Annotated in this window: 16 protein-coding genes; 7 read left to right on the plus strand and 9 right to left on the minus strand. The window is 62.7% G+C overall.

The genetic code is table 11. The features are described 5' to 3' along the window. Window positions 1-6: 6 nt before the first annotated feature. Window positions 7-945 (minus strand): MBL fold metallo-hydrolase, encoded by a 939-nt coding sequence (locus tag LAD35_RS18675; protein ID WP_224150437.1) that lies wholly within the window; start codon window positions 943-945, stop codon window positions 7-9. Window positions 946-1159: 214 nt separating this feature from the next. On the opposite strand from LAD35_RS18675, the gene LAD35_RS18680 reads away from it, so the two are divergent. Further along, window positions 1160-2104 (plus strand): hypothetical protein, encoded by a 945-nt coding sequence (locus LAD35_RS18680; protein WP_224150438.1) that lies wholly within the window; start codon window positions 1160-1162, stop codon window positions 2102-2104. 146 nt (window positions 2105-2250) lie between these two features. Here the strand turns inward: LAD35_RS18680 and phhA are convergent, their stop codons facing one another. From phhA to hppD, 3 genes are all read right to left on the minus strand, one after another. After that, window positions 2251-3102, minus strand: a complete 852-nt coding sequence (gene phhA / locus LAD35_RS18685; protein WP_224150439.1) for a phenylalanine 4-monooxygenase — start codon at window positions 3100-3102, stop codon at window positions 2251-2253. Window positions 3103-3156: 54 nt separating this feature from the next. Further along, window positions 3157-4122 (minus strand): Bug family tripartite tricarboxylate transporter substrate binding protein, encoded by a 966-nt coding sequence (locus tag LAD35_RS18690; protein WP_317986717.1) that lies wholly within the window; start codon window positions 4120-4122, stop codon window positions 3157-3159. 81 nt (window positions 4123-4203) lie between these two features. Next, complete coding sequence (gene hppD, locus LAD35_RS18695) at window positions 4204-5328, minus strand: 4-hydroxyphenylpyruvate dioxygenase (RefSeq protein ID WP_224150440.1); 1125 nt, start codon at window positions 5326-5328, stop codon at window positions 4204-4206. 235 nt (window positions 5329-5563) lie between these two features. On the opposite strand from hppD, the gene LAD35_RS18700 reads away from it, so the two are divergent. From LAD35_RS18700 to LAD35_RS18715, 4 genes are all read left to right on the plus strand, one after another. After that, entirely contained in the window at window positions 5564-6067 is a 504-nt protein-coding gene (locus LAD35_RS18700; RefSeq protein ID WP_224150441.1) for an Lrp/AsnC family transcriptional regulator, read from the plus strand. Window positions 6068-6313: 246 nt separating this feature from the next. Then, a complete protein-coding gene (locus LAD35_RS18705; RefSeq protein ID WP_224150442.1) occupies window positions 6314-7069 on the plus strand; it encodes a GNAT family N-acetyltransferase in 756 nt (251 codons plus the stop codon). Between the two features lie 319 nt (window positions 7070-7388). Further along, window positions 7389-9923, plus strand: coding sequence for an IPTL-CTERM sorting domain-containing protein (locus LAD35_RS18710; protein ID WP_224150443.1), 2535 nt, complete (start codon window positions 7389-7391; stop codon window positions 9921-9923). Window positions 9924-9975: 52 nt separating this feature from the next. Further along, window positions 9976-10323 (plus strand): hypothetical protein, encoded by a 348-nt coding sequence (locus tag LAD35_RS18715; RefSeq protein ID WP_224150444.1) that lies wholly within the window; start codon window positions 9976-9978, stop codon window positions 10321-10323. 109 nt (window positions 10324-10432) lie between these two features. On the opposite strand, the gene LAD35_RS18720 is transcribed toward LAD35_RS18715, so the two are convergent. After that, complete coding sequence (locus tag LAD35_RS18720; RefSeq protein ID WP_224150445.1) at window positions 10433-11821, minus strand: sulfatase family protein; 1389 nt, start codon at window positions 11819-11821, stop codon at window positions 10433-10435. A 75-nt stretch (window positions 11822-11896) separates the two neighbouring features. After that, window positions 11897-12880, minus strand: coding sequence for a Bug family tripartite tricarboxylate transporter substrate binding protein (locus LAD35_RS18725; RefSeq protein ID WP_224150446.1), 984 nt, complete (start codon window positions 12878-12880; stop codon window positions 11897-11899). A gap of 303 nt (window positions 12881-13183) precedes the next feature. Here LAD35_RS18725 and LAD35_RS18730 point away from each other — a divergent pair, with 303 nt between their 5' ends. Further along, window positions 13184-13726 carry a MarR family winged helix-turn-helix transcriptional regulator gene (locus LAD35_RS18730; protein WP_224150447.1) on the plus strand — a complete coding sequence of 181 codons (543 nt, stop codon included), beginning with the start codon at window positions 13184-13186 and terminating at the stop codon, window positions 13724-13726. A gap of 76 nt (window positions 13727-13802) precedes the next feature. Next, window positions 13803-14690, plus strand: coding sequence for an ABC transporter substrate-binding protein (locus LAD35_RS18735; RefSeq protein ID WP_224150448.1), 888 nt, complete (start codon window positions 13803-13805; stop codon window positions 14688-14690). A 38-nt stretch (window positions 14691-14728) separates the two neighbouring features. Here LAD35_RS18735 and LAD35_RS18740 read toward each other — a convergent pair whose 3' ends face one another. Genes LAD35_RS18740 through cobN form a run of 3 tightly spaced genes read right to left on the minus strand, consistent with a single transcriptional unit; the run spans window position 14729 to window position 20411 of the window. Next, on the minus strand, window positions 14729-15358 hold the full coding sequence (locus LAD35_RS18740) for a vWA domain-containing protein (RefSeq protein WP_224150449.1): 630 nt from the start codon (window positions 15356-15358) through the stop codon (window positions 14729-14731). Between the two features lie 44 nt (window positions 15359-15402). Then, window positions 15403-16581, minus strand: a complete 1179-nt coding sequence (locus LAD35_RS18745; RefSeq protein WP_224150450.1) for an ATP-binding protein — start codon at window positions 16579-16581, stop codon at window positions 15403-15405. Further along, window positions 16578-20411 carry a cobaltochelatase subunit CobN gene (gene cobN / locus LAD35_RS18750; protein WP_224150451.1) on the minus strand — a complete coding sequence of 1278 codons (3834 nt, stop codon included), beginning with the start codon at window positions 20409-20411 and terminating at the stop codon, window positions 16578-16580. The genes LAD35_RS18745 and cobN overlap by 4 nt, the downstream gene beginning before the upstream one ends.

A 20411-nucleotide genomic window follows, 5' to 3' on the forward strand; every position in this document is an offset into this window, starting at 1 on the left:
CTCCCCCTACTGGTTCACCAGCAGTTCGCCCTGGTGCAAGGCTGCCCCCGAGCGCTCCAGATCGGCCACCAGAGAGGCATACCAGTCGCTGGCGGGCTGATCGTTGAAATAGGCGGCATGCAGCATGGCGTAGTACGGCGTGGCAGCCAGCCATGCATACACCCGGTTCAGAGGCATCTGCTGCCACTCCAGCAGCTTGTACTTGAGCAGCACCTTGGCGGCATAAAGCGCATGGCGCTCGGGGCTGCGGGCAAAGCCCTCCAGCCTGCGCCGCGCAGTGGCCAGCGCCGCGCACACATCCACAAACAGGCTGCCGTGCCCGGGCAGCACCACAGCGGGCTGCAGTTGCTCGATGACATCCAATGTGGCGGCGACTTCGTCAAACGCGGCAATGCCTTCGATCTCCGGAAAAACTACGCCAAAGCCGTTTTCCCACAGGGCATCGGCCGATATCAGCGTGCGCGATTGCGGCTCGAACAGAATGACCGAATGCGGATCATGCCCGGGTGCCGCATGCACCTGCCACTGCTGCAAGCCCAGCAGAACCTCTGCTCCTGGCTGCAGCACGCCATCGGCGCGAAAACGCGGGCAGTCCTGGCCCGTGGGTCGGTAGGTCAGCTGCGTCTCGTCCCAGTCCATCACCGCCTGGGCGTGGCCAGGTGGAATGAAGGTCTGCGCGCTTGGCCAGCGCTGCTGCAGCGCTGCGTTGCCGCCGCAGTGGTCGCTGTGCAGATGGGTGTTGGCCAGGCACTGCAGGGGAACACCTTGCAGCACCGATTCCACCAGCGCCACGGTCTGTTCGGCATGGCTGCAGTACCCCGTATCCACCACAGCCGTCACCCCGGCAGCAAACACCGTGTTGTTGGCAGACAGCCAGCCACGCTCGATGAATTGAAGGCCGACAGGCAGGGCAACCGTGGGGCTCGATAACAAGGGATCCGACATAAATAAAAGTGCAACAAATCCAGGTAACAGACTATATCTTGATCAGAATTTCATCGATTCATTAAATGATCTGATATATAAAATTGATTAAAAATCAGGAATTGCAAGGCCGTCTGCTCTGCATCCATCGCGGCATTCCAGGTTCAACAACATCCACAACAAAGGAAGACATATGCGCATGCGCTCCACATCTACGGTATTTTTGCCTTCGCTGATGACAGCACTTGTGCTGACCGCCTGCGGCGGAGGCGGCAGCGACGATGATGACGATACGCCTCCGCTGCCCACTCCCACCTATGGCATTGGCGGAGAAGTGACGGGCATGGCCAGTGGCAAATCATTGGTGCTGCAGAACAACGGCATCCACGATCTGACGCTGTCGAGCAATGGTGCGTTCGAGTTCTCGGCCAAGGTGGAAGCTGGCAAGCCTTACGACGTCACGGTGGCAACGCAGCCGCAATCGCAGACTTGCATGGTCACCAACGGCAGTGGCTCAGCCAGCGCCACCGTGGCCAATATCCAGGTGCAGTGCACAGACGAACCCATCAGTACGGATACCAGCGCGGCCTGCTTTTCTTCGGACAAGCCCTATGTCACTGGCAGCGTCTGGACCTATACCACCCCGGGTGCAGCCCCATCGCCGGACAAGACCAGATATGAGGCAATGGGTGAAGCCACCTTTGAAGGAAAGCGAACCTACCGGGTACGCCAAACGTTTAACAGCACTCCATTTCGCAATACCTACACCAACAATGCCGATGGCATGAACTATGTCCACGGGCATAGCGGCGGTAGCGGCGATGTCTATGTGCGCTACATCTACGAGGAGACTTACACACCGGCACTGGCCGTGCCGCTTGCCATCCCACTCAACCGGCCGCACACCGCCAGCTATACCAACGACAACAAAAACAATATCCAGAACACCACGACCCAGGTCGTCCAGACCACGGCCTACCTGGGACGTGAAACCATCCAGACCGCATTCGGTACCTTTGAGACCTGCAAGATGCAGTACACCATTCAGAGGAATGGCGGCCAGCCCGAGGTGAATACAGACTGGGTCATTGCCACCGGAAAGCTGACGGGGCTGATTGCACAAAGCAATGCCAATGGCACCACCACCCAGCCTACCAATATCGAGGTGAACTGGAACTGAGAGCCAGCGAGGCTGCACACCCATGAAGCATCTGCCGTCTCGCAACGGCGGATGCTTTTATTTTGATAGCAATTGGCACAATACCAACAAGCGCCAAAGCCCGAAAATCTCTGGCTATCTGCTTCAGTGGCGTGCCATGGCCCGTGCTATGGCGCCAGCGTTGTCTCGCCTGGCAGCAAGGCGTTGGCAGCAATGGTGGGCTGTTCGCGCAGTTTTTCGTACAGCGGGGCAAAATCGGTCGCCGCGAAATCCAGCAGTTGCTGCATCGAATCGATGACGAAATAGGTCTGCTGGAAGGTGTCGATCTTGTAGCGTGTGCGCATGGCGCGCTCCAGCTGCAGCGGCAGACGATGCGGCTCGGGGCTGGTCACGCTGTAGGCCAGCTCGCCCGAAGAGCTGAGAATGCCCGCACCGTAGGCCCGGACGCCACCTGCCTCGCGGATCAGGCCGAACTCGATGGTGTACCAGTACACACGCGAGAGCAGCTCGCAAGCGCCCAGCTCCGAGGCGCGCAAGCCCCCTTGCCCATAGGCCTGGATGAAGTCGGCAATCACCGGGTTGAACAGCAGCGGCACATGGCCGAACAGGTCGTGAAAGATATCGGGCTCGACCACGTAGTCGAACTCTTCAGGCTTGCGAATCCAGTCGGTCACGGGAAACTGGCGGTTGGCCAGCAGGCTGAAAAAGGGCACTTCCGGAATCAGACCGGGCACGGCCACAATCTCCCACCCCGTGGCAGGCTTGAGGCGTGCATTGATGTCCTCAAAGCGCGGAATGCGGTCTTCGGCGCCGAGCGATGGCAAGGCATCGATGAACGCCTGACTGGCCAGCCCGGGCAACAGTGCCTTCTGGCGCGCATAGAGACGGCGGTAGGTATCGTGGTCCGCCTCCGTATAGGCCGCGTAATCCTGCGCGCAGGTGTAGTCGCTGCTTGCGCGGCTGTAGTCGCCGCGCGGCGGGCGGTCGGATTGACCATAGACCACAGGTGCTTGTCCCATTGTGTACTCCTATCTCGTTATAGAAGACCACCAGCACCTGCGAACCGCAAGCGCTCAGTTGGCCTTGATCTTGATCGTATTAATCAAAAATTGAAACTTGCGGCCCTCCTGGCCGACAAAGTGCGACAACTCCTGCAAACGCATGTCTTCGGGCGCAATGCCCATCTTGCGATAGGCATCCTTGAACTGAGGGTCGGCCAGCGCCGTCTGGAATGCATAGGCATAGCGCTGCGCATCCTTGTCGGGCAGGCTGGCCGGGGCAAATACGCCAAACCAGGTGGCCACATCGAAACCAGGCATGGCCTCGTTCACGCTGGGCACCTTGGGCAAGGCCACATTGCGGTCCGGCGTGGTCACGGACAGGGCCACCAGCTCGCCACTGTTGATCAGCGGAAGCGCGGAGGCGAGGTTGTCGAACACCATGTCCACCTCACCGCCCATCAGCGCCTTTTGCGCAGGCGCTGCGCCGGCATAGGGGTGGTTCTGCAGTTGCAGGTTGGCCAGCGACCTGAACATCTCGCTGGCGATATGACCAATGCTGCCGTTACCACCGGTACCCATCTTCAGCACCCCCGGATTGGCCTTGATATAGGCCACTGCATCCGATGTGCTTTTGATCCCCAGTTGCGCCGCGCGTTCCTTCTTCATCACCAGGACGTTGGGCACGCGAGCGACCAGGATCAATGGCTTGAAATCCTTCTGCGCGTCATAGGCAGGGGGCGTTCCCAGGTAGGGCAGCACCGCGTGCGTCGCCACGGCGCCCATCACCACCAGATTTTCCTGGGGCTTGGCATGGGCGATCAGGGCCGCACCCGTGGCACCGCCTGCCCCAGGCTTGTTGGTGACGGTGATGCTGCCCAGCGCCTGCTTGGCGCCTTGGGCCAGCATGTGGGCGGAGGTGTCCAGCGGACCGCCGGGCGGATAGGGCACGACGAAGGTCAATGGCTGGCTGGCATTCTGCGCCAGCGCACCAAAAACCGAACCACACAGCAGCGCGGCGAATACAAAAGAGCGTTTCACAATGTTTCCAAGGTAACTATGTTGAGCGCTCCGGAGTATAGAGAGAGTGGCTACCGCCCGCCAGGAATCCTTACAATAAACTTACAAAACACCCCGGCGCATCTGGTCCAGTTCGATGCTTTCGAACAGCGCCTTGAAGTTGCCGTTGCCAAAGCCATCGTCGCCCTTGCGCTGGATGAACTCGAAGAAGATCGGGCCCAGCTGGTTTTCGCTGAAGATCTGCAGCAGCAGCTTGCGGCCCGCGCCGTCCACCAGAATCTTGCGCTTTTTCAGCTCCGCCACGTTCTCGCCGTGGTCGGGCAGGCGCTTGTCAATCAACTCATAGTAGGTATCGATGGTGTCCAGCAGGCGCACGCCTCCGGCGCGTAACTGGTCCACGGTGTCGTACAGGTTGTTCGAGCCCATGGCGATGTGCTGAATGCCTTCGCCGTTGTACATGTCCAGGTATTCCTGAATCTGGCCCGCCTTTTCCTTGCCCTCTTCATTGATCGGAATGCGGATCTTCCCGCAGGGGCTGGTCATGGCCTTGCTCTTGACGCCGGTGACCTGTCCTTCAATATCGAAGTACTTGACCTCGCGGAAGTTGAACAGACGCTCGTAAAAATCCGCCCACTCGTCCATGCGGCCACGGTGCACGTTGTGCGTCAGGTGGTCGATATAGGTCAGGCCAAAACCCTTGGGGTTGAGCGCTTCTTCGGCGGTCACGCCAGGCAGCGGTTCAAAATCGACGTCGAAAAAGCCGATATTGCCGATATCACCCGGCTGCGCGCCGTTCTTGCCGCGCCAGCGGTCCACCAGATAGATCAGGCTGTCGCCAATGCCCTTGATCGCGGGAATGTTCAGCTCGCCAGGCCCCGCCTGGCCGGCATAACCCCAGGCACCCAGGTTCTGCGCACGCTCGTAGGCCGCCTTGGCGTCCTGTACGCGGAACGCAATGGCGCACACACTGGGGCCATGCAGGCGGGCAAAGCGCTGGGCAAAGCTGTCGGGCTCGGCATTGATGATGAAGTTGATATCACCCTGGCGGTACAGGGTGACGTTCTTGTGGCGATGGCGTGCGACAGGCTTGAAACCCATGGATTCGAACACCTTGCCCATGGCCACCGGATCGGGTGCGGCGTATTCGATAAACTCGAAGCCATCGGTGCCCATGGGGTTGTCCCAGGTGGTGAATTCGATGGTCTGGTGGGGGGTAGCGGCTGTCATCGCAGGTCTCCTGTGAATCGTCTTGAGGCGAGAGCGCGAGGGCGATCGCCCCGCGCGGAAAACAATGCCACTGTACCGATTCTGACCCGCATGTTTTTGGCGATTTGAAGCATGAAAACTCTCTTTTATATTATTTATCTGCAATTTTCTTTAAATTCATGCAATAAAATTGCCTGAATTGAAGAACATTCGCTGTTGCAGTGCAATATCGCCGGTTTCCCATCCTGCCTTCGCCATGAATTCCACACCCTACCCTCTGGACAAACTGGACCGCGCCATCCTCCAGCGCCTGCAGCACAACGGCCGCGAAACCTATGACGTGATCGGCGAGCAGGTGGGTCTATCGTCCAGCGCCGTGCTGCGCCGCGTCAAACGACTGGAGGAAATGGGCGTGATCGAGCGCTATGTGGCCCTCGTCAAACCCGAGTCGGTAGGTTTGTCGATGACGGCCTACCTCAATGTTCGGCTGGAGAAATTCACCGAAGCGAGCAAGCGCAACCCGCTGGACCTGTTCCGCGCCAGCGTGCAGACCTGGCCCGAGGTGGTGGAATGCGTGGCCCTGACCGGTGACATGGACTACCTGCTGCGCGTGGTGGTGGCCGACATGGCCCACTACAGCCGCTTTGTGATGGACACCCTGCTGCGCCACCCTTCCGTGCAGGATTGCAAGACCAGCTTCGTGCTGGACCGCGTCAAGGTCACCACAGCCCTGCCCGTGCAGCCCGGCCTGTCGTCCTGAGGGACTGTGCGCGCAGGCAAGTTGTTCCGGCGTTGCTTTCTCCCCCGCACTTTGTTTGAGCCAACGCAGTATTTGCCCTGTACCCTGACCTTTGTTGACAAGCCCTTTTTACAGCAGCAAACGGCCGCAAAGCCGCGCCAGTGCTGGCTGCAATATCCTCTGTAAGCGGAGGGTAAGGTTTACACATGGTAGATGCTGCATTGCAGCATGATTGATAATACACGGGTTAACCCGTATATTTGCATCATGATCACGACGAAAGAATGGTTCCCCTCATCCGTTGCCAACGGCATGATGGCTTTTTTCCCCTTCTTTGGCCGTATGGGCAATGGCAACCAGCAGAACCCCGACGGCAGGAAGCGCAGCACTTCTTCCTCTATGGTTCCGATCCGCGCCCTCAGTGAACGCCATCGTCCTCGCATCCTCGCCCACTTGCTGAGCCTGGACGAGCATGACCGCTATCTGCGCTTTGGATATGCCGCCAGCGACGCGCAGATCCAGCGCTACGTGGACAACCTGAATTTCGAGCGCGACGAGATCTTCGGCGTGTACAACCGCAGCCTCAAGCTCATCGCCATGGCTCATGTGGCCTATGCGCCAGCGTCGTCCGACATGGAAAGCTGCGCAGAGTTTGGCGTGTCGGTGCTCAAGACCGGCCGAGGCAAGGGCCTGGGCAGCCGCCTGTTCGAGCGTGCGGCCATGGACGCGCGAACCAAGGGCGTGCACCTCCTGTTCATCCATGCACTGTCGGAAAACACCGCCATGCTCAAGATCGCCCGCAAGGCCGGAGCCACGGTGGAGCGCGACGGCTCCGAATCCGAGGCCTACCTCAAGCTGCCTCCCGCCCGCCTGGACACCCGCATGGCCGATCTCGTGGAAGACCAGATGGGCGAGATGGACTACCAGTTCAAGAAGCAGGCCCGCCAGTTCTGGGACTTTCTGGCCACCGTGCAAGAGGTACGCCGGGATGTGCAGGAAGGCCGTCACAAGTCGGGTCAGTAACCCGTTACTCCTGAAACAATAGCTGCTTGTGCCCGTCAGATGGGCGCAAGCAGCTATTTTTTATGGATATGGTACGGCACGGTCTTCCCTGCACTGGCAAAGGCCAATCACCAGTCGGCAAGTTCATCGTTTTCCCGAGTACCTGGCATTGTTCTCTTCTGAGAAACGCACAAAAGAAACATTTAGTTTCAAATAAATACAACTGCAAGGCCCGCTACTGCTGTCCATCTGACTACATTGTGGTTCCTCAATAGGTCTCATTACGCCAATTTATTGCGCTCACTAGGCCTATCACAAAGATAAATTACCAGGAGACAACATGGCGGTAGCCTATCCTTTCTCGCGCCCGCGCCATCAGCGGGCCCCTCAGTGGCATTCCATCCAGCGCGCCGTTCTGGTGGTGTTGGCTCCTGCGTGGGCCGCATCCGCGTCTGCGCAGGTCTATACCAACTACGACGGCAGCTCCAACACCGATCTGGCCGAAGCCGCCCAGACCTGGGCCGACCACGGCGAGTTCAAGGGCGATTGGGGCCTGGGCGCCATGAACGCGCAATTTGCCTACGCGCGTGGCTTCTCGGGCAAGGATGTGAAGGTGGGCTCGGTCGACTCCGGCCTGCGGCTCAACCACGTCAAGTTTGTCAACCGCGATCCCGTCGCCATCACGGTCTCGGGCACGTATCTGAACAGCGGCTATCTGGTGCCCCCCACCCGCAAAGGTGCCTGGAATGCAGGCGACGCTTTCAACGTGAATGGCGCCATCAACTACGACTTCACCAAGCCCTCAGCAGAGCGAGTCAACGACAACCACGGCAGCCATGTCTCGGGCACCATTGCTGCGGCCAAGACAGGTGATGCAACCAGCATGATGGGTGTGGCCTTCAACAGCAGGTACTACATCGCCAACACCAACGGGGCCGACGCCGCAATCTACGGCTCCAACATGGATTACAACTACTTCAAGGCTGCCTACGGCGACCTGATCGCACAAGGGGTACGTGTCACCAACAGCAGTTGGGGCAGCCCCGGCACCACCCGCGACACCTCGACGCTCACCAGCCTGGTGCGCAACTTTGGCAAGTATTTCCTGGCCACCCACGCCCGGCTGGAGCCCGATGCGAAGGACAAGACCTGGCTGGATGCGGTTGTTGACGTCACCCGCGGCACCGAGGCGCTGCAGGTGTTTGCAGCTGGCAATACCCAGTACCCCAATGTCAACCTGCGCTCGGCGGTACCGTTCTTCAAGTCCGACATCGAAGCCAACTGGATCGCGGTGCCAGCGCTGACCAACACCGCTCCGCTGACGCTTGCCTCGTTTTCGCAGCATTGCGGTCTGGCCAAATACTGGTGTGTCTCGGCGCCAGGGCATCTCATCAAAAGTCTCAGCGCAACGGCCAACGAAGCCACGCAAACCACCGCCTATGTCAGCTCCAGCGGAACCTCCATGGCCGCGCCTCATGTGACCGGCGCGTTGGGCGTGCTGATGGAGCGTTACCCCACCCTCTCCAACCAGGCGGTGCGTACCGTGCTGCTGACCACCTCGCGCCACCTGGGCGATGGCCCCGAAGATGTGCCCAATGCGCGCTTTGGCTGGGGTGTGCCGGATATGGACAAGGCCATGTCCGGCCCGAGCCAGTTGCTGGGCACCTTCGAGGCCCAGATTGCTGGCAGCGCCTCGGACGTATGGACCAACCCGATCACTGAGGCCGCTCTGAAGCAGCGCAGGGTGGACGACCAGCAGGAAATTGCCGAGTGGCCCACCAATCGCGACCTGCTGCAGAAAGAGAAATTCAATATTCCGGCCATCACGCCCGAAGTGTTGGCGGGCTATGAAAACGCACTGGTCAAGCTCAAGGCCATATTCGACCTGCCGACAACGCCAGCCTCTGCCGCCGACAATCTGCGCAACGAGTTGCTGGCCGATGTGACCTACGGCAAACCGTTGCTGGCAGCACTGGAAGACCAGAACCTGTACCCCGACTGGCGTACCAATGCCACGTTCAAAACCACTTACGACAAATTTGTCAATGGCCGGGATCTTGCTGCCATGGCGGCCTATATCCAGGCCTATGCAGGGTACAACAACACCAGTGTGGATGCAGGCCTCGCCGCGTGGCAGGCGCGTATCGACCAGTTGGCCGCCAAGACCGATGCAGACTACGTGGGCACGCTGGTCAAGACCGGCACGGGCAACCTGACGCTGGCCGCCAATGCAACCCATACCGGAGGCACCCGCATTGATGCGGGCAGCCTGCGCACCGGCGTGGAAACCGCACTGGCCACCAGCCAGATCATCATTGCGAGCGGTGCCACCCTCGACATCACCGCAAGCGGCAACGCGAGTGCGGCAGGTATCCGCAATGGCGGCACCGTCAACCTGGCAGACGGCATTGCCGGCCAGACCTTGACCGTGAACGGCCCTTGGGTGGGACAGCAAGGCACCGTCAAGCTGGATCTGGCGCCTGCAGCCGCCGCCAAAAGCGCCACGGCCACCACCAAGGCCGCCGTCGTGCCGGATACGATCGTGATCAATGGCGCGGTGAGCGGCCAGACCACGCTGAGCCTGTCCGGCCTGCAGAATATCGACCCAGCCACCCTCAACGGACTGCAGCTCATCAAGAGTACGCAGCCTGTGCCCGCCAACAGCTTTGTGCTGTCCGCACCGCTGGTGATCAACGGCCAGACCTATACCCTGCAGTCCAGCCAGGACGGCGGGCTGATGCTGGCCCTGGTCACCACGCCACCGGCCACCGCCACTGCCGTGCCTTCGCTGGGCACCTGGGCGTTGGGTATGCTGTCGGCATTGCTGGCAGGGTTCGCTGCACTGGGCGCACGCCGCCGCCGGGCCCAAGGCTGAGAGGCGTCTTACCGCCCTATCCATTGAACATTGATTGATTCAGGAGACTTTGATGCACATTCGCACATCCCTGGCCCTGGCGGCAACGCTGCTGGCATCCACGGTGACCCATGCCGAAGGCTTTACCGCCTATTTCGTACAGCGTATCAACAACGGACAGTTGTCCAAGCAAGTCACCTGTGAAGTGCTGTCCATGCCCAGCCCCACGGGCCTGCAGGGCGTCATCACCGCCAAGGCCCAGGCGGTGGATTTTGACGGCAAACCACTGTCTTCGGCGCTGCTGCTGGGCGACGGATTCCCCGTGGGCGCCGATTGGGATGCGGCCAAAGGCTGCAAAAACAATGGCGTCCCCCAACCCGTACCCGCGCCGCTGAGCAAAATACCGGCCGCCACCAAGTAGCGCGAGTGCAGCGGCACCCGTGCCGCGTTGCCACTGCGCAAATAAAAAAGCTGCCAGCACCCTTCTCAAGGGCGCTGGCAGTTCTGTTTTTGCAGCACCAGCCGCTGTTTCAACGCTGCGGCATATCGTCCTCGGTGTAGCACAGGCTCACGGTCGCGTCGTCGGGGATGGCTGGCATCGTCGCACTCCAGCTTTCCCAGGCAAGCAGCATGCTGGCCAGGCGCTCGGGCATCACGGTCGCGAGATTGGCGCGTTCGCGCTCATCCGCCTTCAGATTGAAGAGATAGTCAATGCCATCGACGCGCAGGTACTTCCAGTCGCCATGGCGCATGGCGCGCTGACCGCGGTGGTTCATGCGCCAGAACAGTGGTCGGTCATTGCTCCACAACGGGTTTTCCAAAAGCGCCATCAAGGATTGGCCGTCCAGCGGAAAGTCGGCCTGGGGCTTGGCGCCACCGATGTGCAACATGGTTGCGCTCCAGTCCATGGTCATGCAGGTCTGGCGACTTTGGCTGCCCGGCGCAATCAGGCGCGGCCAATGCGCCACCCAGGGCACGCGGATGCCGCCCTCGGTCAGATCCATCTTGCCGCCAACGAGCGGCCAGTTGTCCGAAAAGCGTTCGCCACCGTTGTCGCTGGTAAAGACAATCAGCGTGTCCTCCAGCAGGCCCTGCGCCTGCAGGCCCGCCACGATGCGGCCGATGCCCTCGTCCATGTGGTGGATCATGCGGCGGTAGGTATCGACGCTGCCGCCGTGCAGGTGGTAGATGGCCTGCTGGTTCTCCACCAGTTCGCGCGAAAGCGCCTCGTCGTCGCGCGTCTCCCACGGCCAGTGCGGCGCGGTGTAATGCACGCTCAGGAAGAAAGGCGTGTCTCCCCGAGCGCCTTCTGCCATGCGCTCGATGTAATCCAGCGAGTAGTCGGTGATCAGGTCGGTCAGGTAGCCTTGCTGTGCACGCTCGGCCTCGCCAAACCACAGGTCATGCTGGCCGTTGGCGCCGCAATGGGTGAAGTAATCCACACCGCCCGACATGGGACCGAAGAACTCCTCATACCCCGATTTGAGCGGGCTGAAGTGCGGCGGATAGCCCAGATGCCACTTGCCCATCAGCGCGGTGCGGTAGCCAGCCTCCTTCAACAAGGAAGGCAAGGTGGGCATGTGCGGCGGCAGGCCCAGGTCGGGGTTGCCGCGCGTGGCGGTGCGGATGGGCTCCTCCAGCGCACCGCGCAGCCGGTACTGGTAGCGCGCCGTCATCAACGCAAAGCGCGTGGGCGAGCACACGGGCGAGTTGGAATAGCCCTGCGAGAGTAGTAGGCCCGCCGCTGCCAGTGCATCAATGTGGGGAGATACGGCGCCAAAGCTGGCATCGCGCCCGCCATAACAGCCCAGATCGGCATAGCCCAGGTCATCGGCCACGATAAAGATGATGTTCGGTCTTTTCAACACAGTATTCAGATCAAATCTGCCCTCAGCGCGCACCTGGTGCGCGCCTGGCATTCAAAAACAATAGCAATCAGCACCCTGCTCCCAGAGACCGGCCTCCAGCGCCCACGGCGTGGCTCTCAACATCCATCAAGGCTTGTAGCCGGACGCCTGGATCACCGGCGCCCATTGCTTCCTGTAGGCCTCCAGGCGTTGCTGCGTCTGGGCCCTGTTGCTGACCACCGGATCCAGGTAGTTGGCAGCGAACTGTTTGTGTACCTCGGGGTCCTTCATTACCTTCTGGATCGCATCGGCGTAGCGCTGTACCTGCGCAGCCGGCATCGCCTTGGGGGCGAAAAAGGTGTTCCAGCCTGCAGCGGCCAGGTTCACGCCAGCTTCCTTCAAGGTAGGCACCTGGGGCACGGCAGCATTGCGCGCGTCGCCGCTCACAGCCAGAATGCGCAGCTTGCCCGCGTTGTGCTGCTGCACCAGGGTGTCGAGCGTATCGACCGCCACCGGCACCTGCCCGCCCATCAGATCGGTCAGCAGCGGCGACGAGCCTTTGTACCCCACGGCTTCGGCCTGCACGCCCGCCTGCTGGCCCAGCATCAGCGCAAAAAAGTGCGGCAGGCTGCCTGTCGCGGGTACGCCGATGTTGGCTTTGGCCGGATTGGCCTTGAGCCACGCCAGCAGATGCTGCATCTCCTTGACCGGCACGGCACTCGACACCGCCACGCCAAACACATAGCTGTTCACCTCGCTCACCGGCACAAAATCCTTGTCGGCGTCGTAGCCCAGATCGCCCACCACCAAGGGCGCCACCACCATCACGGCGGGGTTCGCCAGCATCAGCATCGGCTGGCTGGCCGGGACGTTTTTGACGTACTGCGCCGCTACACGGCCGCCAGCACCCACCTTGTTCTCTACGATCACGCTCGCGCCGATCTCGGCCTGCAGCTTGTCGCCCACGATGCGCGCCACGCGATCCGTCGCACCGCCGGGTGGGTAGCCCACGATGATGCGCACCACCTCCTGCGCCTGGACAGGCGTGGCCCACAAGGCGGCCGTGGTGGCCAGAACAGGCGCTGCGGCCAGTGCCGCCGAGCGGCCAATAAATTGACGGCGTTGAACCATGGGGAACTCTCCTTGAATCGTTACAGCAATGCTGCTTGGAGCCACTACCACAACCCTTGATACGTCGTTACTTCGCCTTGTCGTACGTCTGTACTGCCTGCGGCTTCGCCTAACGCGGCCCGGCGCCTCGTCTCAAACGCAAATCTACGATTTGCTGGGTTGTGCTAGTAGCTCTTATGTTGCCGGTGCTTTGATGACTGGCGGAAATAAGCTTGTGTCACCCGCTGCGCCTCGGTCGTGTTACCTCAATATAAAAAGCACAGGCACAATTGTTCTAATCAACTGTTCACAGGATTTACCCGCATGCCGCGCCTGCCGCAGCCCGCCCCCGCCAGCACACCAGCGCTCGCCAACCCGCAGCAGCCGGGTGATCTGCTGATGTACCGCCTGCACAAGCTCTCGTCCGCTGCCGGGCGCCTGGTTACCCGCATGCTGGAGCGGCGCTATGGCATCACGCGGCGCGAATGGGGCGTGCTGATGTGGCTGGCTCGCGCGCCAGGTCTGTCGCCTTCTGAGCTGGCCGCACACCTGGAGCTGGACCGCGCACGCATCTCGCGCGCCATCGCATCCATGCAAGCCAAGGGCCTGCTCCACAAAGAGGCCTCCAGCGCCAATCGCCGCAGTGCCGCACTGCAGCTCACAACTGAAGGCCTGGCTCTGCACGACGAACTGCTGCCGCAGGTGCGCGCCATCAACCTGCAACTGGCCTCAGTGCTCGATCCCCTGCAGCAAAACCAGCTGGAACGCAGCCTGGAGCTGCTGCAGGCGCAGGCCAGTGCACTGGAGCACGGCGACGCCGCTGGCAGCTGCGCCATCTATCCGCCGCGCCAGTCCGGCAAACGGTAGGGCTTCACTATTAAAATATGAGCATCTGGCGCCTGCAGATTGCATACGGCCAAGGCATTCCCATCACGACAAGAAGATGAACGACTATCTCAAGGTACTGGCGCTGTCCTCAGCCATCTCCGTGCTCACGCCGGCTGTGCTCGCCAATGCTGGTAGTGCTGTTCATCTCGTCGATGCCAAGCAACGAACCATTGCCTTTGCGGCGCCTGCCCGCCGCATCGTCTCGCTGCAGCCATCATTCACCGAGGCCATCTGCGCGTTGGGGGGGTGCGACACACTGGTGGGTGTGGACCGCTTTTCCACCTGGCCCCAGCAGGTGGCCTTGCTGCCCCAGGTGGGCAGCCTGCGCGACCCGGATATCGAACGCATCGTGGCCTTGAAGCCCGATGTGGTGCTGGCGCGCCCGGGCCACAAGGTGGACGAACGCCTGGAGAGCCTGGGGATCAAGGTGTTGACACTGAACGCCCAGACCTACGAAGACATGGCGCGCGAGCTGGAAGTGCTGGCCACCTTGCTGGGCCGGCCCGGCGCAGGCACACGGCTGTGGCAGCAAATGCACGAGCGCATGGCCGTGCTGCGCAGCGAAATGCCCAGGCAGTGGCAGGGCAAGAAGGTGTACTTCGAACTGCACAGCGGCATGGCGGCTGCAGGCGAAGCCTCGTTCATTGGCCAGACCCTGCATGGCCTGGGACTCGTCAACATTGCCGGGCGCGATCTGCCCATGTACCCCAAGCTCGGTCCCGAATACGTGGTACGGGCCAACCCCGACGTGATCATCACCATGGCCGACATGCCGGTGCCACCCCCCAAGCGCCAGGGCTGGGGCAGCATTGCCGCCCTGCGCAACCAGCGCTATTGCCGCATTCCCAATGCGGAGTTCGATGCACTCGTGCGGCCCGGACCGCGCATTGACGAAGCAGCACGGCGCATCGTGCAGTGCCTGCGGCAATTGCCACTGCCGTAGGCGCAAAGCGCAGTACCCAAGATGGCCGCTGCGCCCGTTCAAAATGGTTGCAGCCGCACGGCACCGGGCCAGGCTTTTGCCAGGCGCTCCGCTCCACCGAAACCGCGCTGGCCTGTGCGAGCAGCGGGCTCGCAATCCACCAGAACGTGCAAAGGCGCAGGCGCCCCCTCCTGCACCAAGGACAGCACATCGGCGCTGCGAAAATCGCTCAGCACCCAAAGATGCGGGCGCGCCTCGGGCCGCTTGGCCAGAAGCTTCCAAGCTGCATGAAAGGCAGGTGCCAAGGGCGTTCCGCCGCCACCGAGCAGTGGCTCGATCAACTCGGCGTTCCACTGCGGCGCCCGGCGCGGCAACAGCTTCCACTGAAGCTGCCCTGCGCCAAAGCACAACAGCGCCACCGGCAAGCGCTGCAGATAGGCCCAGCGCAGCCATTGCAGCAGCAGTCCCTTGGCTTTTGCGAAAGCGCCGCTCTCCAGCATGGAGGCCGAGCAGTCCAGCGCAAACACATGGAGCGCCTGGGGCTCGCCCAGGCTCCGGCGCCAGCGCAGATGCTCGTCTGCCAGAGGCTGGCTCTGGCGCGCGCGCAATGTTGCAGGCCAATCCAGCACAGCCCCCGCTTCGCGTTGCGCCATGGGCTGCACATGGCCTGCAAGCGCAGCACTGGCCATGGCTGCAAAAGCCTGCCCCCGGCCGGAGCGGTATGCCGATGGCGTCAGCGCGGCAGGCCGGGGGCGCGGGCTTTTTTTGCGGCCAGTGCCTCCATGGCAGCCTGCGCCAACGCATCGGCCTGCAGCGCAGCAACCGGCGCACTGGCCATAGGCTGGGGCGCCCCCCAATCGGGTGGCGGTTGCTCCAGATTCCGCTCCGGGGGACCGCTCTGCACTGGGTTTGCGGATTGCTCCGGTAGTGCCGATGGTGCAGACGCCGCTGGAGATGGGTCGGGCAATGATTCGGGCGACGACACGGGCGATTGCTCAGCCGTTGGCGCAGACGCGGACGATGGAGACGGGGCCTGCCGTTGCGCGGCATCACCTGCCGTCTGGTTGGCCCGATGCAACAGCACCAGGGGCGCCACTTGTGCCACATGGCGGCTTTCGATGGTTTTGCAGCCCTCCCAGACAGCCAGCGCGCGTGCCGCACGCAGCATCACCAGATCGGCGCGCAGCCCGTCCACGCAGGCGGCGATACACTGGCGCGCCACTTCCTCATGCACCGCATCGCTCCATGGCAGCTCGGCGGCTTCGGCGCAGCGCGCGCGGGCCTGCCTCAGGCGTTCGGCCATGTGTGTCTGCTGGGTGGCGTGTGTCGCCAAAAAATCAACAGGATCGAGGTCAAATCGCAGCCGCGCCTTGACGATGGCGCTGCGCAGCGCCGGGTCCTGCGCATTGGCAAGCTGCACGCACAGGCCCAGACGGTCCAGCAATTGCGGGCGCAGCATGCCTTCTTCGGGGTTCATGGTGCCGATCAGCACGAAGCGCGCCGCGTGATCATGCGAGATACCATCGCGCTCCACACGGTTCACGCCCGAAGCTGCAACATCCAGCAGCACATCGACGATGGCGTCGGGCAGCAGATTGATCTCATCGACATAGAGAACGCCACCATGCGCCCTGGCCAGCAAGCCGGGGGCAAAGGCCACCTCATTGCCCGACAGCGCCTTGGACAGATCGAGGCTGCCCACCACATGCTCGATGGACGCCCCCAGCGGCAGCGTAACAAAGGGCGCGGGCGCCAACAGATCGGCCAGCGCGCGCGCCGCCGTCGATTTGGCCGTGCCGCGCGGCCCCTGGATCAGCACGCCGCCCAGCGCGGGCTCAATGGCCGCGAGCAGCAAGGCCTGCACCAGTTGCGCCTGGCCCTGGATCGCAGACAAAGGGAATGTCGGTGTCATTGCCGTACCCGTCCTTCCATGAATTCCTCCTGCGCCAGCATGTGTGCCAGCAGCGCATCGTGCAGCGCGCTGGGCTGTTCCCACATGCCGCGGTCAATGGCTTCGAGCAAGAGGCCCACGATATCGCTCAGGGCCTGGGGATTGTGGTCGCGCAGAAATTGCCGCACGACCTCATTCTGCACATAGGCTTCGGTGACCAATGCATAGTGCGCGTCTGACACCAGTTGCGTGGTGGCGTCGAAGCCAAACAGATAGTCCACCGTCGCCGCCATCTCGAATGCCCCCTTGTAGCCATGGCGCATGGCGCCCGTGATCCACTTGGGGTTGGTGACGCGTGCGCGCACCACGCGGCCGATCTCTTCGGCCAGCGAACGGACCCTGGCCGATTGCGGGTTTCCGTGGTCGCCGTGGTAGACGGCCGGCTCGCCACCGCCCAGGTGGCGCACGGCGGCCACCATGCCGCCCTGGTGCTGGTAGTACTCGCTGGAATCCAGCAGATCGTGCTCACGGCTGTCCTGGTTCTGCAGCACCACATCCAGGCCCTGCATGCGGCGCTCCAGCGCCTGGCGTGCCGAAACCCCATCGGCCTGCTGTCCGTAGGCAAATGCGCCCCAGTGCAGGTAGTGGCGAGCAAAATCACCTGCATCGTTCCACTGGCCCGAGCGCAGCAGCTCGTGCATGCTGGCACCATAGCTGCCCGCAGGGGCACCGAATACGCGCCACAAGGCCTGCTCGCGGGCCTGGGCTTCGTCCATGCCCTGCTCCACCCATGTGGCGGCATCGCGCAGCACGCGGGCGCGAATGGGGTTGTCCTCGGCATCCTCGTCCTGCGCTGCCACGGCGCGCACGGCAGCATCGAACATCTGCACGACGCCCGGAAACGCGTCGCGGAAAAAGCCACTGATGCGCAGCGTCACATCCACGCGCGGACGGCGCAGGCCTACACGCGGAATGACCTCGAAATCCACCACACGCTGGCTGCCCGGCGCCCATTTGGGACGCACGCCCATCAGTGCAAAAGCCTGGGCGATATCGTCGCCACCCGTGCGCATGGTCGCCGTGCCCCAGACCGAAATCCCAATGGCTGCGGGGTACTCGCCATGCTCCTGCAGGTAGCGCGCGATCAGCCGCTCGCTGGCCTGCTGGCCCAGCGCCCAGGCAGTCTGCGTGGGGATGGCGCGCGTATCCACGGTGTAGAAATTGCGCCCCGTGGGCAAGGTATCGCAACGCCCCCTCGAGGGTGAGCCGCTGGGCCCCGGTGGCACAAAGCGCCCCCGCAACGCACGTGAGAACTGGCGCAGTTCTTCATGACCGCAGGCATCGAGTGCTGGCGCGATCTGCTCGTGGATGCGCGCCAGCACCTGTTGCGTCTGCGGCCAGCCATGGGCTGCCGCTGGTTCCTGCAGCACGCGCAGCGCCAGCAGCTCCAGGCGCTCGCGCGTGTCGCCGCCATGGCGCCAGGGGCTCGCATCCAGATCGGCCAGCACCTGCGGGCGCGGCCCATTCCATGCGGCAGCGGCATCCATGTCAAGCGGATTCCAGTCGCAACCCGGCAGCAGGTCGGCAGCCAGGGCATGGAGCAACCCTTGCTCTCCCGGCGCCGGATAGCGCGCGAGCGCCAGCAAAGTGCTGTCGCGCAATGCGCCCTCAGGCGAGCTGCCGAAGATGTGCAGACCGTCGCGAATCTGGGTTTCCTTGAGCTCGCACAGGTAAGCGTCGATGCGCTCCAGCAGTTGCTCGTCCTGCTCACCCGGCCCGGCTTGCACCCCCAACTCGCGCAGCAGATCCTGGCTGCGGGCGGCCTCCAGAATCTGGCCGCGCAGCATGGTAGCGCGGCGCTGGTCCACCAGGAGTGCGTCGTAGTATTCGTCCACCAGCCGCTCCAGCTCCTGCATGGGCCCGTGGCTTTCGGCGCGCGTGAGCGGCGGCATCAGGTGATCGATGATGACGGCCTGGCTGCGGCGCTTGGCCTGCGCGCCTTCGCCAGGGTCGTTGACGATGAAGGGATAGACATGGGGCAGCGGCCCCAGAATGGCATCAGGCCAGCACTGCTGCGACAAGGCCAGACTCTTGCCCGGCAGCCATTCAAGATTGCCATGCTTGCCCACATGCACCACGGCATCGACCGCAAACGCATCGCGCAGCCAGAAGTAGAAGGCCAGATAATGGTGCGGCGGCACCAGTTCGGCGTCGTGGTACTGGGCGTAATCGTTGCCGCCATCGAGCGAGCGCGCAGGCTGGATGCCGACGAACACATGGCCCAGCTGCACTCCGGCCACCATGAACCAGCCATCGCGCAACATCGGGTCCTGCTCGGGCGTGCCCCACCGCCGGGTGATGGCATCGGCCATGCCCTCCGGCAGTTGCGCCAGGCGCTGGCGGTAGGCCTGCAGCGAGTAGCCCTGGTGTGCACGGCGCAGTGGCCACCTGGCAGGGTCATTGGCAATGCCTTGCTGCAGGCGCTCCATCAAAGCCAGACCGTCTGCGGGCCAGTCGGCAGGATCGCCCAGATTCCAGCCATCGCGCGCCAGTTGCGCCAGCAGCGCGATCACCGATGCGGGCGTATCCAAGCCCACGCCACTGCCCATCCGCGCTTCGCTGCCGGGGTAGTTGGCCAGCACCAGTGCGACACGCTTGTCGGCAGCGGGCTTGCTGCGCAGCACGCACCAGCGCCGCGCCAGCTCGGCAACCCACTGCACCCGGTCAGGCTCTGCCTGGTAGGCCACCACATCGGTCTGCGTCAGCTCGCAACGGTGGGCCAGCCCCTTGAAGCTCATGGCGCGCGTCATGATGCGGCCATCCATCTCGGGCAACACCACCTGCATGGCAATGTCGCGCGGGCGCAGGCCCTGGTGGTCGGCCAGCCAGTCATCGCGGTTGGCGCCGCTGGCAATCACCTGCAGCACCGGAATGTCACCCGCGAGGGCATCAGCCTCTGTTCCCGCACGCGCATGTTCGCCCAGTGCAGCAAATGCGGTGGTGTTGAGGATGAGCTGCACATCGTGGGCCGCACACAGCGCGCGCAGGGTTTGCAGGCACAGCGAGTCCTTCAGCGATTCCAGGGCCAGCGGCAGCGGGTTCATCCCTTGGGCCAACAGCGCCTCTGCCATGGCATCGAAGGCATCCGTATTGGCGGCCAGCAGGTGCGAACGGTAGAACACCAGCATGACCACCGGCGCGCCCTGCGTCCATCGTGCCTGCAGGTCGTCCAGGCCAGCGATGTGGCCCGGTCCGGCGTGGCCCTGCTCAGAATTCACCCACGCGATAGGCACATGCACCGCCACGGGGGGAAGCACACGCACCGGCACGGCGTCCATATCGCTGCCCAATCCCCAGGCCGCACCCATGCGCAGAAACTCACGTGCATTGGCAAGGCCCCCTGCGCGCAGGTACTGCCACAGCGCGCGGCTTTGCGCGGGTGCCAATGTGCCCTTGGCCAACAGCTCGGCATCTTCCTGGCTGTCTCCCGAGAACATGGCCAGTTGCTGCCCACGCTGCAGTGCAAGCTTGCGCAGTTGCTTGATGCCATAGGGCCATGCCGATTCTGCGCCCAGGTGATCAACGATCACCAGCCTGGCATGCTGCAGTACCTCATCGATGTACAGATCCAGCGATGCGCTCTGGCGCAGGTGCAGCAGGTTCGCCAGGCGCAAGGTGGGAACCGCCCCGGGCGCTTCAGACTGCCGCCATAGCCGGTATGCATCGGCCAGCAGAGACAGTGTGGTGTCGGCCGAGCTGAGCACCACCATCTCGGCGGGCGTCTGGTCCAGCCGGGTGATGATGCTGTCGTCTTCGACAAAGCCACCCGGGCGGGTGCTGAGCAAGTGCAT

Origin of the sequence: Comamonas odontotermitis (assembly GCF_020080045.1) — a bacterium.
Lineage (GTDB): Bacteria > Pseudomonadota > Gammaproteobacteria > Burkholderiales > Burkholderiaceae_C > Comamonas > Comamonas odontotermitis.